13 protein-coding genes are annotated in these 12,972 nt (G+C 64.2%); 6 read left to right on the top strand and 7 right to left on the bottom strand.

Annotated elements, in window-relative coordinates; genetic code table 11:
- Nucleotides 1-1,090, bottom strand: a 1,090-nt coding sequence (locus P2G67_RS12815) for a vWA domain-containing protein (RefSeq protein WP_275823615.1), incomplete at its 3' end; no start/stop codon positions are given.
- A gap of 250 nt (nt 1,091-1,340) precedes the next feature.
- Here P2G67_RS12815 and P2G67_RS12820 point away from each other — a divergent pair.
- Entirely contained in the window at nt 1,341-1,754 is a 414-nt protein-coding gene (locus tag P2G67_RS12820) for a nuclear transport factor 2 family protein (RefSeq protein ID WP_275823616.1), read from the top strand.
- 96 nt (nt 1,755-1,850) lie between these two features.
- Nucleotides 1,851-3,002 carry an aminotransferase gene (locus tag P2G67_RS12825; protein WP_275823618.1) on the top strand — a complete coding sequence of 384 codons (1,152 nt, stop codon included), beginning with the start codon at nt 1,851-1,853 and terminating at the stop codon, nt 3,000-3,002.
- Between the two features lie 10 nt (nt 3,003-3,012).
- On the opposite strand, the gene P2G67_RS12830 is transcribed toward P2G67_RS12825, so the two are convergent.
- Complete coding sequence (locus P2G67_RS12830) at nt 3,013-4,230, bottom strand: Bcr/CflA family multidrug efflux MFS transporter (protein WP_275823619.1); 1,218 nt, start codon at nt 4,228-4,230, stop codon at nt 3,013-3,015.
- A gap of 268 nt (nt 4,231-4,498) precedes the next feature.
- On the opposite strand from P2G67_RS12830, the gene P2G67_RS12835 reads away from it, so the two are divergent.
- The 3 genes from P2G67_RS12835 (at nt 4,499) to P2G67_RS12845 (ending at nt 9,072) form a co-directional block, all read left to right on the top strand.
- Nucleotides 4,499-4,948, top strand: coding sequence for a GcrA family cell cycle regulator (locus P2G67_RS12835; RefSeq protein WP_275823620.1), 450 nt, complete (start codon nt 4,499-4,501; stop codon nt 4,946-4,948).
- 356 nt (nt 4,949-5,304) lie between these two features.
- Entirely contained in the window at nt 5,305-6,978 is a 1,674-nt protein-coding gene (gene ettA / locus P2G67_RS12840; RefSeq protein ID WP_275823621.1) for an energy-dependent translational throttle protein EttA, read from the top strand.
- 387 nt (nt 6,979-7,365) lie between these two features.
- Nucleotides 7,366-9,072 (top strand): SulP family inorganic anion transporter, encoded by a 1,707-nt coding sequence (locus tag P2G67_RS12845; RefSeq protein ID WP_275823622.1) that lies wholly within the window; start codon nt 7,366-7,368, stop codon nt 9,070-9,072.
- Between the two features lie 21 nt (nt 9,073-9,093).
- Here P2G67_RS12845 and P2G67_RS12850 read toward each other — a convergent pair whose 3' ends face one another.
- From P2G67_RS12850 to P2G67_RS12870, 5 genes are all read right to left on the bottom strand, one after another.
- Entirely contained in the window at nt 9,094-9,723 is a 630-nt protein-coding gene (locus tag P2G67_RS12850; RefSeq protein WP_275823623.1) for a thiamine phosphate synthase, read from the bottom strand.
- 9 nt (nt 9,724-9,732) lie between these two features.
- Entirely contained in the window at nt 9,733-10,653 is a 921-nt protein-coding gene (locus P2G67_RS12855) for a class I fructose-bisphosphate aldolase (protein WP_275823624.1), read from the bottom strand.
- Between the two features lie 115 nt (nt 10,654-10,768).
- Nucleotides 10,769-11,191, bottom strand: coding sequence for a hypothetical protein (locus P2G67_RS12860; RefSeq protein WP_275823625.1), 423 nt, complete (start codon nt 11,189-11,191; stop codon nt 10,769-10,771).
- Between the two features lie 133 nt (nt 11,192-11,324).
- Nucleotides 11,325-11,876 carry a queuosine precursor transporter gene (locus P2G67_RS12865; protein WP_275823626.1) on the bottom strand — a complete coding sequence of 184 codons (552 nt, stop codon included), beginning with the start codon at nt 11,874-11,876 and terminating at the stop codon, nt 11,325-11,327.
- Nucleotides 11,877-11,902: 26 nt separating this feature from the next.
- Nucleotides 11,903-12,649: an SAM hydrolase/SAM-dependent halogenase family protein gene (locus P2G67_RS12870; protein WP_275823627.1), complete on the bottom strand. Its 747-nt coding sequence runs from the start codon at nt 12,647-12,649 to the stop codon at nt 11,903-11,905.
- 86 nt (nt 12,650-12,735) lie between these two features.
- Between P2G67_RS12870 and P2G67_RS16385 the strand changes: the two genes are divergently transcribed.
- Nucleotides 12,736-12,864 carry a (2Fe-2S)-binding protein gene (locus P2G67_RS16385; protein ID WP_322099704.1) on the top strand — a complete coding sequence of 43 codons (129 nt, stop codon included), beginning with the start codon at nt 12,736-12,738 and terminating at the stop codon, nt 12,862-12,864.
- Nucleotides 12,865-12,972 lie beyond the last annotated feature (108 nt).

Raw genomic sequence — 12,972 nt, forward strand, 5'->3', positions numbered from 1 at the left:
GCGTGCGGATGTAGGCACCGCTCTCGCCTTCCTCGGCGCCCATGGGGACGATGGTCACGTAGTCCTGCGGATGAATGGAATCGGACCAGGATACGGCGAAGGCTGCGCCGCTGGTGGCGTTCTCAGGCGCTTCCAGAGTGATGGCCGCATCCACCACCTCAATCTCAGCCGAGCCGGCGGTCCCGCGTCCGTCATTGACGACATAGCGCACCTCGTAGAATCCCGTATTGGCGGGAACCTGCAGCGTGCCCGCGCTGTCGTCCCGGACGCGGATGTAGTTCCCGACCTCGCCGTCTTCGGTGCCGAGTGGGACAATGGTCATCATGTCACGCTCTGATTGCTCGGGAGCATTCCACTCGACCTCCACGGTCGAGCCGATTGTCGCCGTTTCGGGCGCAGTCACCTCAACAGAGGGCAGGGCCGGTTCCTCCGGCTCGGGTTCCGGCTCGGGTTCCTCGACGGTGGCCTGAGCCAGGGTCTCGCCAACCTCACCCAGCGCGCTGCTGAGTTCATCGGCGTTGTCGGCTGCCAAGAAGCGACCGCCGGTCCGATCCGCCAGGCAGGCAACCGCTTCCTGATCCTCGCCGCTCAGGTCGAAGCCGACCACATGAGCTGTGAAGCCAACGCCAGCGGTTTCCAGTTGATCCGCGAGGGCACAGGGATCGCGCTGACAGGTCTCGACGCCATCGGTGATCAGGATCACGGTCGCCGGGTTGTCCCGGAAGGCCAGCACCTGAGCGGCTTCCTCAACTGCGGCCGTAAGAGGCGTCTTGCCGCGTGGCGTGATCGCCTGCACGCGCTCCATGAAGGCGTCACGCTCCAGTGGGGCGGGCTGGACGATGGTCTCTATGTCGCCGCAATCGGCTTCCCGCCGATGCCCATAGGCCATCAGGCCCACGTTGGTACCGTCCGCCCATTCCCCCAGCAGGCTTCCCATGGCCTCACGGGCGATCTCGATCTTGGCCGCGCCGTCGATCTGGCCCCACATGGAGTTGGAGCCGTCGTAGACAATCATCACGTCGTCGGCGGCGTGGCTGGCTCCGACTGTGAGGAAAAGGAACCCGGCGGTCCAAGTGAGCGTTCTGTGCATTCGGCCGCATCCCGTTCTATTCTTGCAACGTATTGATTCGGTCGTCCGGGGCAGTGCCGGAGGCGCAGAGCGGTATCCTAGCGCGCTATATCGCTCTTCCTCTGCCGGAGACGCCTCCGCGCTCGCCCGAACATGAGCGTGGTGCTCTTTTCTCGAGTGACACCGAACCCTACTTCTAGGCAAAGCTCGCAATGGTCGCAACTGATGCTTTTCGGGGGCGTACCAACTGCGACGCAGGCTGGAGAAATCTATGCGAGAGCGAGCTGTCATTCTTTTCGCCAATGATGCCTTCTACGAGGCCTTTCGCGCGGGCGACTTGCAGGCGATGGATGGGCTTTGGGCACGCAAAGCGCCAGTGGCCTGCGCACATCCAGGCTGGGCGCCGCTAATCGGACGGGAAGCGGTCATGGAAAGCTGGAAGGCCATCATCGAGAATGGCGGTGTGCCTGAAGCCCTGCGCTGCCGCGAGCCGCGCGTGGTGCCGCTGTCGCCGGAAAGCGCCATGGTCTTGTGCTATGAGCAGATGGGCAAAGGGCTGCTGCTGGCGACCAATGTCTTCGTGCAGGAAGAGGGGGAGTGGCGCTTGGTGCATCATCATGCCGGCCCCACCCAAATGACCGCCGCTGATCTCGAGGGGGAAGCGGAGCCCTCGCCGTTGCAGTAGACGGGCGGGACCCGCACCAGGGCCCGACCCTTGATTTCCGGTTGCTCACCGCCATGCTTGGCGCCGATCCACGCATTGCTACCGGACCTTCGCGCTATGAACTCGCTCTTCGCCTCGCTGCCGACCACGGTCTTCGAATCCATGTCCCAGCTGGCTCGGGAGCACGACGCCATCAATCTCGGCCAGGGCTTCCCCGACGATCCGGGGCCCGAGGACGTGCGCCGTGCGGCGGCAGACGCAGCGGTGGATGGTTGGAACCAGTATCCGCCGATGTTCGGCTTGCCCGAGCTGCGCCAGGCCATTGCCGCACATTATCAGCGATTTCATGGCGTCGATCTGGATTGGCAGCGCGAGGTTCTGGTGACCTCTGGCGCCACCGAGGCCCTGGCGGCATCGCTGCTGGCGCTGATCGAGCCAGGCGATGAAGTGGTGCTATTCCAGCCCATGTACGACGCCTATCTGCCGCTGGTTCTGCGGGCCGGCGGCGTGCCGCGCTTCGTCACGCTGCAGCCGCCGCAGTGGCGCTTCGATGCCGCTCAACTGGAAGCGGCCTTCAGCGATAAGACGCGCGTCGTGCTGCTCAACACGCCGCTGAACCCGGCCGGCACGGTGCTGGCGCGCGAAGACATCGACCTGCTCGCCGATTTCGTCGAGCGGTATGATGCCACGGTGGTTTGCGATGAGGTCTGGGAGCACATCACCTTCGACGATGTCGCCCACACCAGCCTGCTCTCGGTGCCGGCCTTACGCGAGCGCACGGTCAAGATCGGCTCTGCCGGCAAGATCTTTTCGCTCACCGGCTGGAAGGTCGGCTTGGTCGCAGCGGCGCCGCCACTGCATGCCGCCATTTCCCGCGCGCACCAGTACCTGACCTTCACCACGCCGCCCAACCTCCAGACAGCCGTGGCCTATGGCCTGGGCAAGGAAGAGGATTTCTTTCTCGGGCAGCGCCAGGACTTCCAGCGACAGCGCGATCGCTTCGCCTCGGGCCTGGAGCGGCTCGGATTCACCGTTCTGCCCTGTCAGGCGACCTACTTCCTCAATGTCGACATCGCGCCTCTGGGGCTGAGCGATGACGTGGCCTTCTGCGAGCGTCTGGTGCGGGAGGCCGGGGTGGCGGCCATTCCTGTGAGTGCCTTCTACGCCGAGGACAAGGTCACCACGGCGGTGCGCTTCTGCTTCGCCAAACGCGATGCTGTGCTTGACGGTGCCTTGGAGCGGTTGGAGCGCTTCATGACCCAGCTGTGAGCGCCTGCTTTCAGACGACGGGCCGGGCCTTTCGGCAGAGCAGGAAGTAGGCAAGGGTTCCGCAGAAGCCTAGACCCGCGACCATGAGCGACAGGGCCGCAGGCGTTTCGTGGGAGAAGGTGCCGGCGATGGCCGATGCCGCCGCGGCGAGCCCGAACTGCAGGGTTCCCAAAAGGGCGGAGGCTGAACCGGCATTGCGGCCGAAAGGCGCCATCGCGAGGGCGGCTGTGTTCGGCATGATGAAGCCCAGACAGGTGATATAGCCAATGATCGGCAGGAAGACGCCATAGCGTCCACCGATGCCCAGCGCGCCACCGAGAATCAGCGCCAGCCCCACCAGCGCCAGCACCAGGTTCGAGACCGAAAGCACCCCATCCGGCCCAAAGCGTCGGCCCAGGCGGGCATTCACCTGAGAGGCTGCGATGAAGCCGAAGGCATTGAGGCCGAAAACCCAGCCATAGGTTTCGGGAGACAATCCCAGCACCTCGATGAACACGAAGGGCGAGGCCGTGATGTAGACGAACATGCCCGCTATGGAGAGGCCGCCCACCAAGGCGGGACCGATGAAACGGCGGTCGGCCAGCAGGCGCCCATAGGCGATGGCGATCGCACGGGGCGACAGAGACTGCGCCATGTGCGGCTGAAGGCTCTCCTTCAGTCGAAACTGGACGGCCAGGGCACAGAGCAGGCCGCACAAGGCCAGAAAGTAGAATATCGCCTGCCAGTCGAACCAGATCAGCAGGTAACCACCCAAGAGCGGGGCGAGCATCGGCGCAATGCCAATGACCAGCATCAGGCGCGAGAAAACACTGACAGCCTCCGACGGGGGAAAGAGGTCGCGCACCATGGCGCGGGCCACCACCACGCCGCCCCCGGCGCCCAGCGCCTGCAGGAAGCGCAACACCATCAACTGCTCCACCGTGGCGGCAAATGCGCAGCCGATGGAGGTGAGGACGAAGAGTCCGAGGCCGAAGAGCGCCGGCTTCTTGCGACCGAAACGATCAGCCAGGGGCCCGTAGAGCATCTGCCCAGAGGCAAAGGCGATGAAGAAGGAGGACAGCGTGAGCTGGATGCGGCCGGCTGTGGTATCGAAGGCTTCCTGGAGGGTTGGGAAGGCCGGCAGGTACATATCGATCGACAGCGGCGCAAAGGCCGTCATGGCGCCGAGAATGATGATGAGTTCTACGGCTCGTCGCCGACTGGCCGGCGCCGGTGTTGCTGATGTCACGCTCGTCACTTGGGGCAATGTCGGCCGGGCCGCAGCTCGCCGCTCCTGATGCTACTGATGCGCCCCAAGGTAGCTGAAGCGTGGCTCAGGAGGCGGTTGAATTGTTGCCCCCAGCCTTGCAGAAAGCGGCCAGCAGGCGCCGTACGCAAGACCTGCCGGCCCGCCGTAAGTTTTCCACAAGATATTGTGCCAAGCGACTCGACTCCCCGCAGGAGCCCGAATATAGTGCGCCTCGTCGGCGACGACCTCAACATGTGGGGAGCATGGCATGGCTTGGACGCCAGAACGAATCGAGGAACTGACCCAGCTGTGGAATGCCGGCCATTCCGCTTCCGCCATCGGCAAGAAACTGGGTGTTTCCAAGAACGCGGTGGTGGGCAAGGCGCACCGCCTTAACCTGCCGGCGCGACCGTCACCTATTCGCCGCGACAGCAAGCCGGCTCAGCCGGCCCGCAAGCCGGCACCGGTGCTGAAGACGCCACCGCCAATGCCGGCTGCGCCAGCCAAAGAAGAGCGGCGGCGCCCGCCCATGGTGCGGGTGCAGCAGCAGCAGGAGAAGTCCACGGGACGGCGCTGCCAGTGGCCGATCGGCGATCCGGCAACACCCGACTTCCACTTTTGTGAGGCGCCGGCTGCTGGTGGCAAGCCCTATTGCGCCGAGCATTGCGCCGTCGCTTACGTGGTGAAATCGCGCGATCGCAGTTCCGAAGCGGCCTGATGAGCCTTCGGCGGGGCCTGTAAGGTCCAGATCGCCCCAACCGCGAAAGCGCCCGGACCTGATTGCAGGGTTCGGGCGTTTCGCATTGCCAAGCAGACTTTCTGGCAAGCGTCGTCGCAGACTTTCTCGCCGGCGGGGAAGTGTCGTTGACCCTTGGCCTTCTCTGGCTAGGATGCGCGGCAATCAAAGCAGATCGCGTCCTGTCCGAAACGCTTTGCGATACGCGAGGATGCGTAAATCTGCTTTAGAACTTTGAGAGTAGAGCGGATACACGCGATAAATCAGAACCGTAAAGGTTCAGGTTGAACGCGATCCGGTCTGACCTTCTACAGCAGCGAAACGGTGAGGGGAGCCCTATGGCGTCCTATCAGTATATCTACACTATGCAGGGTCTCTCGAAGACCTATCCCGGCGGCAAGAAGGTGCTGGAGAACATCCATCTGCACTTCCTGCCGGGAGCCAAGATTGGCGTGCTGGGTCTCAATGGCGCCGGTAAATCGACGCTGCTCAAGATTATGGCCGGCATCGAGACCGAGTATAACGGCGAGGCCTGGGCCGCCGAGGGCGTCAAGGTTGGATACCTGGCGCAGGAGCCGGAGCTCGATCCCACCAAGGACGTAGCCGGCAACGTCATGGACGGCCTGGGCGATCTGAAGCAACTGGTGGATCGCTACAACGCCATCAGCGAGGCTTTCGCCGATCCGGACGCCGACTTCGATGCGCTCTTGGCTGAACAGGCGGACCTGCAGGAAAAGATCGAGGCAGCCGACGCCTGGGATCTGGAGCGCCGCGTCGAGATCGCCATGGACGCGCTGCGCTGCCCGCCGGGCGAGGCGGAGGTTACCAAGCTTTCCGGCGGTGAACGCCGCCGCGTGGCCCTCTGCCGCCTGCTGTTGTCAAAGCCCGACATGCTGCTGCTGGATGAGCCGACCAACCATCTGGACGCCGAGTCCGTGGCCTGGCTGGAGCGTTATCTGGAGGAGTATCCCGGCACCGTCGTGGCTGTGACCCATGACCGCTACTTCCTCGACAATGTCGCCGGCTGGATCCTGGAGCTCGATCGCGGGCGCGGCATTCCCTACCAGGGCAACTACTCGGGCTGGCTGGAACAGAAGCGCAAGCGCCTGGAGCAGGAGGCGCGCGAGGAAAAGGCGCGCCAGCGCACGGTCAACCACGAGTTGGAGTGGATCCGGCAGTCGCCCAAGGCGCGCCAGGCCAAGTCCAAGGCGCGTATCCAGGCCTATGAGGAGCTGCTGCGCCAGGGTAACGAACAGGCGCCGGAGCCGGGCAGCATCACCATTCCACCGGGTCCGCGCCTGGGTGACTTGGTCGTGGAGGCCGTCAACCTGCGCAAGGGCTTCGGCAACCACCTCTTGATCGAGGATCTCAATTTCAAGCTGCCGCCGGGCGGCATTGTCGGCATCATCGGCCCCAACGGCGCCGGCAAGACCACGCTGTTTCGCATGATCGTGGGTCAGGAGACGCCGGATGGCGGTGAGATCCGGATCGGCGATACGGTAAAGGCCGGTTACGTCGACCAGTCCCGCGATTCCCTGGATGCCGGCAAGAGCGTGTGGGAGGAAATCTCCGACGGGCTTGACGTGGTGCAGCTCGGCAAGCGCGAGATGCCTTCGCGGGCCTATGTCGGCGCTTTCAACTTCAAGGGCGGCGATCAGCAGAAGAAGGTGGGTCAGCTTTCCGGCGGTGAGCGCAACCGGGTGCATCTGGCCAAGATGCTGAAATCCGGCGCCAACCTGCTGCTGCTGGACGAACCGACCAACGACCTGGACGTGGACACCCTGCGTTCGCTGGAAGAGGCGCTGCTGGACTTCGCCGGCTGCGCCATGATCATCAGCCATGATCGCTGGTTCCTGGACCGCGTCTGTACGCACATCCTGGCCTACGAAGGCGACAGCCGGGTCGTCTGGTACGAAGGCAACTACCAGGACTATGAGGCGGACCGGAAACGGCGCTTGGGCGCGGAAGCGGATCAACCGCACCGCATCAAGTACAAGCCGCTGGAGCGGTAGCGCGCGGCGCAGCGGCGCTTACGAACAGTGTCGGTCGAATCAGGCCCCTGGTGTCGGAACGGCGCCAGGGGCCTTTCCTGTTTCGCTCCGACACGAAGCACACCAAGGGATGCAGGAAGTTCGCCAGGGGGTGAGCACGCCAGTCTCAAGCCCGGTTGAGTGAAAGGCCTTCGTGCACTTCGTGCCATTCTTCCTGCCCTTCGTGTCTAACAAAGCCGCCTTTGAAGGAAGCCAGGATTTCATAATACACAACAGTGTTGTGAATTTTGCATTGGCCTCTGGGGGTAGTGCGTGGCAGCGTGGGGTATCAACACCGCTCCTGCTGCACCCAGCGCGGGCTGGTTCCAGAAACGGAACCGGGCACGCCTTTCTCCTGCTTCCCAGATCATGGCTGAAACACAAAGACCGACGCCCACCGCTTCGCCTGCCTGGCACCTCTTCGTCCCCAAGCTGATCACCACCCTGCGTCAGGGCTATGGGATGGGCGATCTCAGGCATGATCTGATTGCCGGCCTCACGGTGGCCATTGTGGCGTTGCCGCTGGCCATGGCGCTGGCCATCGCGTCAGGCACCACGCCGGACAAGGGACTGGTCACTGCTGTTGTGGCCGGTTTCCTGATTTCCGCGCTGGGCGGCAGCCGCTTCCAGATCGGCGGCCCGACCGGGGCCTTCGTCGTTGTTGTCTTCAATGTTATTGCCGAGCACGGCTATGACGGGCTGGTTCTGGCCACGTTGATGGCCGGGGCCATGCTGATCGTTGCGGCCATTGCGCGCCTGGGCACCTGGATCAAGTACATCCCGGAGCCGGTGGTGATCGGATTTACTGCCGGCATCGGCCTGATTATCCTCAGCAGCCAGATCCGCGACTTCTTTGGGCTATCGCTGGACAGCGTGCCCGGCGATTTCCTGGAGCGACTAGGGGTCTTCTGGGCTGCCCGCGACAGTCTTTCGCTGATCACCTTCGTGCTGGCGGGGGCTTCCCTCGCCTTGATTCTGGGGCTGCGCCGCTGGGCGCCGAAACTTCCTGGCTTCCTGCTTGCGGTTGCTGGAGCGTCGCTGATCGTGCTGATTTTCGGGCTGCCGGTCGATACCATCGGTAGCCGCTTCGGCGGCATTCCCAGCAGCCTCCCGGCGCCGGTCTGGCCGGAAATCACTCTGGAGCGCATGGGCATTCTACTGCCCAGCGCCTTTACCATCGCCTTCCTGGCGGGTGTCGAAAGCCTGCTCTCCGCTGTGATTGCAGACGGCATGACGGGACGGCGACACAGGTCGAACTGCGAACTCATGGCCCAGGGTGTGGCCAACATTGGCTCTGCGTTCTTCGGTGGCCTGCCCGCTACCGGCGCCATAGCCCGCACGGCCACCAACATCCGCGCCGGCGCGCGCAGCCCCGTCTCGGGCATCCTGCACGCGGTCTTCCTGCTGCTGTTCATGTTGCTGCTGGCGCCTTTGGCTTACTGGGTGCCGCTGGCTGCTTTGGCTGCGATCCTGGTGGTGGTGGCTTGGAACATGAGCGAAGTCGGAAAGCTCACTCACCTGCTGCTGCGCGCGCCTCTGGGCGATAGGCTCGTCATGGTGCTCACATTCCTGCTGACCGTCCTGGTGGACCTGACGGTTGCCATCCAGGTCGGCGTCGTACTGGCAGCCATTCTCTTCATGCACCGCATGGCCGGGCTCGTGGCCGTGGAGAAGGGCGATGCCGTCCTGCAACGGGACATCGACGACTTCCAGCGCGACCCCGAAGCCTATGACCAGCGCGACGCCCTGCCGTCCGGCGTTGAGGTGTTCCAGATGCGCGGTCCGCTGTTCTTCGGTGCGGCCTCGACCGTGGGAGATCTTCTGGACAGCGTCGGCGAGCCGCCGCGAGTCTTCATCCTGCGCATGCGGGAGGTGCCGATGATCGACGCTAGTGGCGCCGAAGCCCTAGCAGGTCTGGTGCGCCGGGCAGCAGCGCACGGCACCAAGGTGATCGTGACCTCGGTTCAGCCGGAAGTCGCGGCGGTGCTTCAGCGCATGGATTTGGGCCCCCAGAGCGGCCGCCTGGTGCACGCGGCCGACTATGGCGAGGCCCTGGCGCTCGCCCGCGCTGTCTGAGCTGATTGCCTGAAAGAGGCTCTATGATCCCGGGGGCACTGCAGCCGCACAAAGGGCGTTGAAGGCTGACACGCCGGCTTTCGGGCCTTCCGGATGATTCCAAACCGCATCACCCACGGCCAAGAACTCGATCCCAGTGGCAATTAGGGCGGGCGCGTTCTCAAGGGTTACTCTGCCCCAAGCGACGCAGGGTAGCTCCATCAACTCTGCCCACCAAGCCAGTAGCTCGGGGTCGCCGGCGTCCAGCACCACGAAATCACAGTCTTCCTCGCCTGCGATCATGGCTGCGTGCCGGGATGTACCACAATCAGCGCCCACGATGTACTGCGACCCGAGGCGGGAGCGGGCTGCGCGTATGGAGGCAGGTTCGGCTGCAACCAGAACGCCGTCGCAATGATAGCTGGCTGCCGCATCGACATCGCTTTGCAGGAGAAAGGCCGCATCCGCCGCCTGGGCGATGTCGCGCAGTGGTTCAATCAGCGTGACGGGCGGTGCCTCTGCAGAGGAGGCACCGCTGAGGATGACCGCTGCAACATCCCCGCCCGTAAAGGCCGCAGCAAAGGACTCCAAAAAGTGCTCAATGGCAAGACCGCCCGAGACAAGCTCGGGCGGTGTCACCAGACAGAGCCGGCAGTGCGGCGCGGAGGCCATTTCGGCCCGTCACGCCTTTCCGCGGTAGATATCGATCACGGACTCGAGCAGGGCCAGGGCCTCTTCGCGCGGCCGCTGGAAGGAATTGCGGCCGATGATCGAGCCGGAGGCGCCGCCGTCGCGCAGGGCGCGGATCTCGTCCAGCAGGGCATCAGTGCCCTTGGCACCGCCGCCGGAGAAGACCACCAGGCGCCGCCCGGCGAAGCTGGACTGCATCACATGAGCGATGCGGGCAGAGAGTGTGGAGATGTCGACGCCCTGCTTCTCGTAGACCTTGCGGGCATCCTCCTGCTCGATGTGATCGGTCGGCGGCTTCACCTTGATGATGTGAGCCCCGAGTAGGGCCGCCATGTGCGCCGCGTAAGCCGTCACGTCGATGGCGGTCTCGCCCTCCTTGGAGAGGTTGCCGCCGCGCGGGTAGGACCAGATAACGACAGCCAGACCGACGGACTTGGCTTCCTCGGCCAGCTCGCGGATCTCCTCCATCATAGGGAAGCAGTCGTCGGAGCCGGGATAGATGGTGAAGCCGACTGCCGAGCAGCCCAGGCGCAGCGCATCACCGATGCTGCCGGTGATCGCCTGATCCTTGCTGGTGGCATGGCTGTTGGAGGAGTTGAGCTTCAAAATCGTCGGGATGGCGCCGGCGAAGGTGTCGGCACCGGCCTCCAGCAGGCCCAGCGGTGCCGCGAAGGCGCTGAGACCGGCATCGATGGCGAGCTGGTAGTGGTAGTGGGGGTCGTAACCGTCGGGATTGGGCGCGAAGCTGCGCGCCGGCCCATGCTCGAAGCCCTGGTCCACAGGCAGAATCACGAGCTTGCCGGTGTTGCCGAGGCGGCCGTGCGTCAGGATGCGCGCCAGGTTGGCCTTGGTGCCGGGGTTGTCGCTTTCGTAGTGCCTCAGGATCCGCTTTACGCGTTGGTGGACCCGCATGGTTATATCCCTTTCACGCTGAGTTGTGACGCAAGCAAGAGCGGGGCCGCAGGCGCCCGCGAAAGTCCGCCCCGTGGAATAGCCCATGGCTTCAGGGGATGCAATCGACGGCGGTTCACCTTTGCTCGAGCCAGGCGCGGCAGGCGGCTTCGAGGTTGTCCCGACCTGTGACATGCAGGGCACTGGGCATCTTAGCCAATACCCGCTGACCCAAGTTCTCCCCCGATCGCTGAAGGCGTTCGGTGGCGCCTTTAGGTCCGGAAAAGATCACGACATCCAGCCGGAGGTGCAGGGCTTCCACTGCGACTCCGGCATCGCTTCCGGCATCCAGGCCGGCAAACAGTTGGGCACCGCTCTGTCGGGCGGCAGCATCGACCAGTTCGCGAAACCAGGCCGGGCCGCCGAAGGCCGCCGCCTCCTGCGGGCAGAGGAGCAGCGCAGGCCTCGCCAGTTCTGCGGCGCAGCGGGCGACGATGCGTGCAGTCGTCGGGCTGGTCACGGCGACGACCGGGGGCAGGAGAGGGCGGCTCTGTGTCATGCCCGTCAATCTCACCTTCCTGCTGCCGCCGTTCGTCTGGCTCGGTCCCACCCTCGCGCTGCCCCCGCTCATTGTCAGGGGGAACCACCGGCTGGGCTCAACGAAACCTGGGCCGACATCGGCAATGCGGGCGTCAGGGTGACAGGCCGGTCCCCTGCATGCGTTCGCGACTGGGCAGGGTCGAGATCAAGGCCCGGAAGGGCACAAGCATGATAAGGGTGATGGCCAGCTTCACCACATAGTCGCCCAGGGCCAGAGTAACCCAGGGCAGGCCGGTGCCGGCGAAAGCCAAAGAGAAGAATAGGGCTGTGTCGATTGCCGAGGCGAAGAGGGAAGAGGCCAGGGGCGCCACCCACCAGACTGCACGCCGCAGCCGGTCAAAGATCGCGACGTCCAAGAGCTGCGCGGTCAGGAAGGCAGCGCCGGAGGCCATTGCAATGCGCGGGGTCGCCAGCGCGATGGAGAGCACGACGGCCACGGCAAAGCCCACGTAGACCACCTTGCGAGCCCTTTCGGCCCCTAGGGTGCGCGTACAAAGGTCCGTCACCAGGAAGCAGGCCGGATAGGTAAACGCGCCCCAGGTGAGGAAATCATTGACCGGGAACTGCACCAGGATATTGGAGGCCGTGACCAGGAGCGCCATTGCCAGGGTGCCCAGCAACAGGCCGCGGGTAAGCATTGTCATCGCGTGCAGTCCACCTCAGAAGCCCTTCATTGAGACAGCCGTTCTCCGGGGCGCACTTCAATGGCGCTGCCGATGGTCAGCCCGAGCGCGGCTGCGGCAGAACCTTGATTGACGGCGATCTCGACCAGACCGGCTGAGTTCTCGTACCAGAAGGGCTGGCCGATTTCCACGTCCGAGAAGGTGCACGCGCGGGCGAAGGACGAGTTGGCACAAAGGATCCGACAATCGGGCGCCAGATCCTCCGCCGGGAGGCCGGTCCAGCAGTTGCCGTAGCCGTCGATGTAGATCACCTCCGCAAGCCTCTCTGGTCCATCGGCGCCCACCAGATCATGAAGCGGCAAGGGGCGGCACGGCAGAGATTTTCCGTTGGCCAGGCGCGCAGCGGCCGGAGCGAAGAGGTCTCGGCCGTGGAAGCTGGCTGATAGGGCCGTCGGTTGCCACTCGATCACCGCGGCCCGCGCCCTGGGGTCGCGCAGCGCCAGGGCAGTGAGCAGGCCGTTGTCCGGTCCTAGATAGGTTCGGCCTCCGGCCTCGAGCAGGATCGCTTGGCGCTGTGAGCCCACACCTGGATCAACGACGGCGATGACAATGCACTCGGCCGGCAGAGATTTGACGACAGCGGCCAGAAGATGTCCCGCAGCCCGGGGTTCAAAAGCTGGCGCATCGTGCTGCAGGTCCACGATTGGTCGGTTGCTGCACTGCGCGGAAAGCACCGCGTGCATCTGCCCCACATAGGGTCCGGCCCAGCCGAAGTCAGTAAAGAGCGCGAACATCCGATTGAGTCCTAAGCTGCGCAATTGACAGTCATTCGCATCACGCTTAATGTGATTGCAACTGATAACCTGTCGCAAGGTGCTGAATGTACGTTTGCCTCTGCAATGGATTTACCTGCCGCGACGTCCGCCGTGTGGTAGGGGAGGGTGCGGCCAGTGTCGCAGCAGTGTACCTGGCCTGCGGCGCTCGTCCGAACTGCGTAACCCTCCGGTGAGCGCCGCCGATTTTGGTGCTGACGGTTTGATGTGAGTGTTGTTCCCTGTCGCTATGACTGGTGATAGCGACGGTATCTTTGTCGGGCGGCTGTCGGTGGTGAACACCG

Source organism: Aquibaculum arenosum (assembly GCF_029222965.1).
GTDB lineage: Bacteria > Pseudomonadota > Alphaproteobacteria > Kiloniellales > DSM-21159 > Aquibaculum > Aquibaculum arenosum.

What these genes read in the sequence shown, in the direction of transcription:
- P2G67_RS12865 (WP_275823626.1), bottom strand. Translation starts at nt 11,876, where the DNA reads ATGACAATGCTTACCCGCGGCCTGTTGCTGGGCACCCTGGCAATGGCG.
- P2G67_RS12835 (WP_275823620.1), top strand. Translation starts at nt 4,499, where the DNA reads ATGGCTTGGACGCCAGAACGAATCGAGGAACTGACCCAGCTGTGGAAT.
- P2G67_RS16385 (WP_322099704.1), top strand. Translation starts at nt 12,736, where the DNA reads ATGTACGTTTGCCTCTGCAATGGATTTACCTGCCGCGACGTCCGCCGT.
- P2G67_RS12860 (WP_275823625.1), bottom strand. Translation starts at nt 11,191, where the DNA reads ATGACACAGAGCCGCCCTCTCCTGCCCCCGGTCGTCGCCGTGACCAGC.
- P2G67_RS12845 (WP_275823622.1), top strand. Translation starts at nt 7,366, where the DNA reads ATGGCTGAAACACAAAGACCGACGCCCACCGCTTCGCCTGCCTGGCAC.
- P2G67_RS12855 (WP_275823624.1), bottom strand. Translation starts at nt 10,653, where the DNA reads ATGCGGGTCCACCAACGCGTAAAGCGGATCCTGAGGCACTACGAAAGC.
- ettA (WP_275823621.1), top strand. Translation starts at nt 5,305, where the DNA reads ATGGCGTCCTATCAGTATATCTACACTATGCAGGGTCTCTCGAAGACC.
- P2G67_RS12850 (WP_275823623.1), bottom strand. Translation starts at nt 9,723, where the DNA reads ATGGCCTCCGCGCCGCACTGCCGGCTCTGTCTGGTGACACCGCCCGAG.
- P2G67_RS12870 (WP_275823627.1), bottom strand. Translation starts at nt 12,649, where the DNA reads ATGTTCGCGCTCTTTACTGACTTCGGCTGGGCCGGACCCTATGTGGGG.
- P2G67_RS12820 (WP_275823616.1), top strand. Translation starts at nt 1,341, where the DNA reads ATGCGAGAGCGAGCTGTCATTCTTTTCGCCAATGATGCCTTCTACGAG.
- P2G67_RS12825 (WP_275823618.1), top strand. Translation starts at nt 1,851, where the DNA reads ATGAACTCGCTCTTCGCCTCGCTGCCGACCACGGTCTTCGAATCCATG.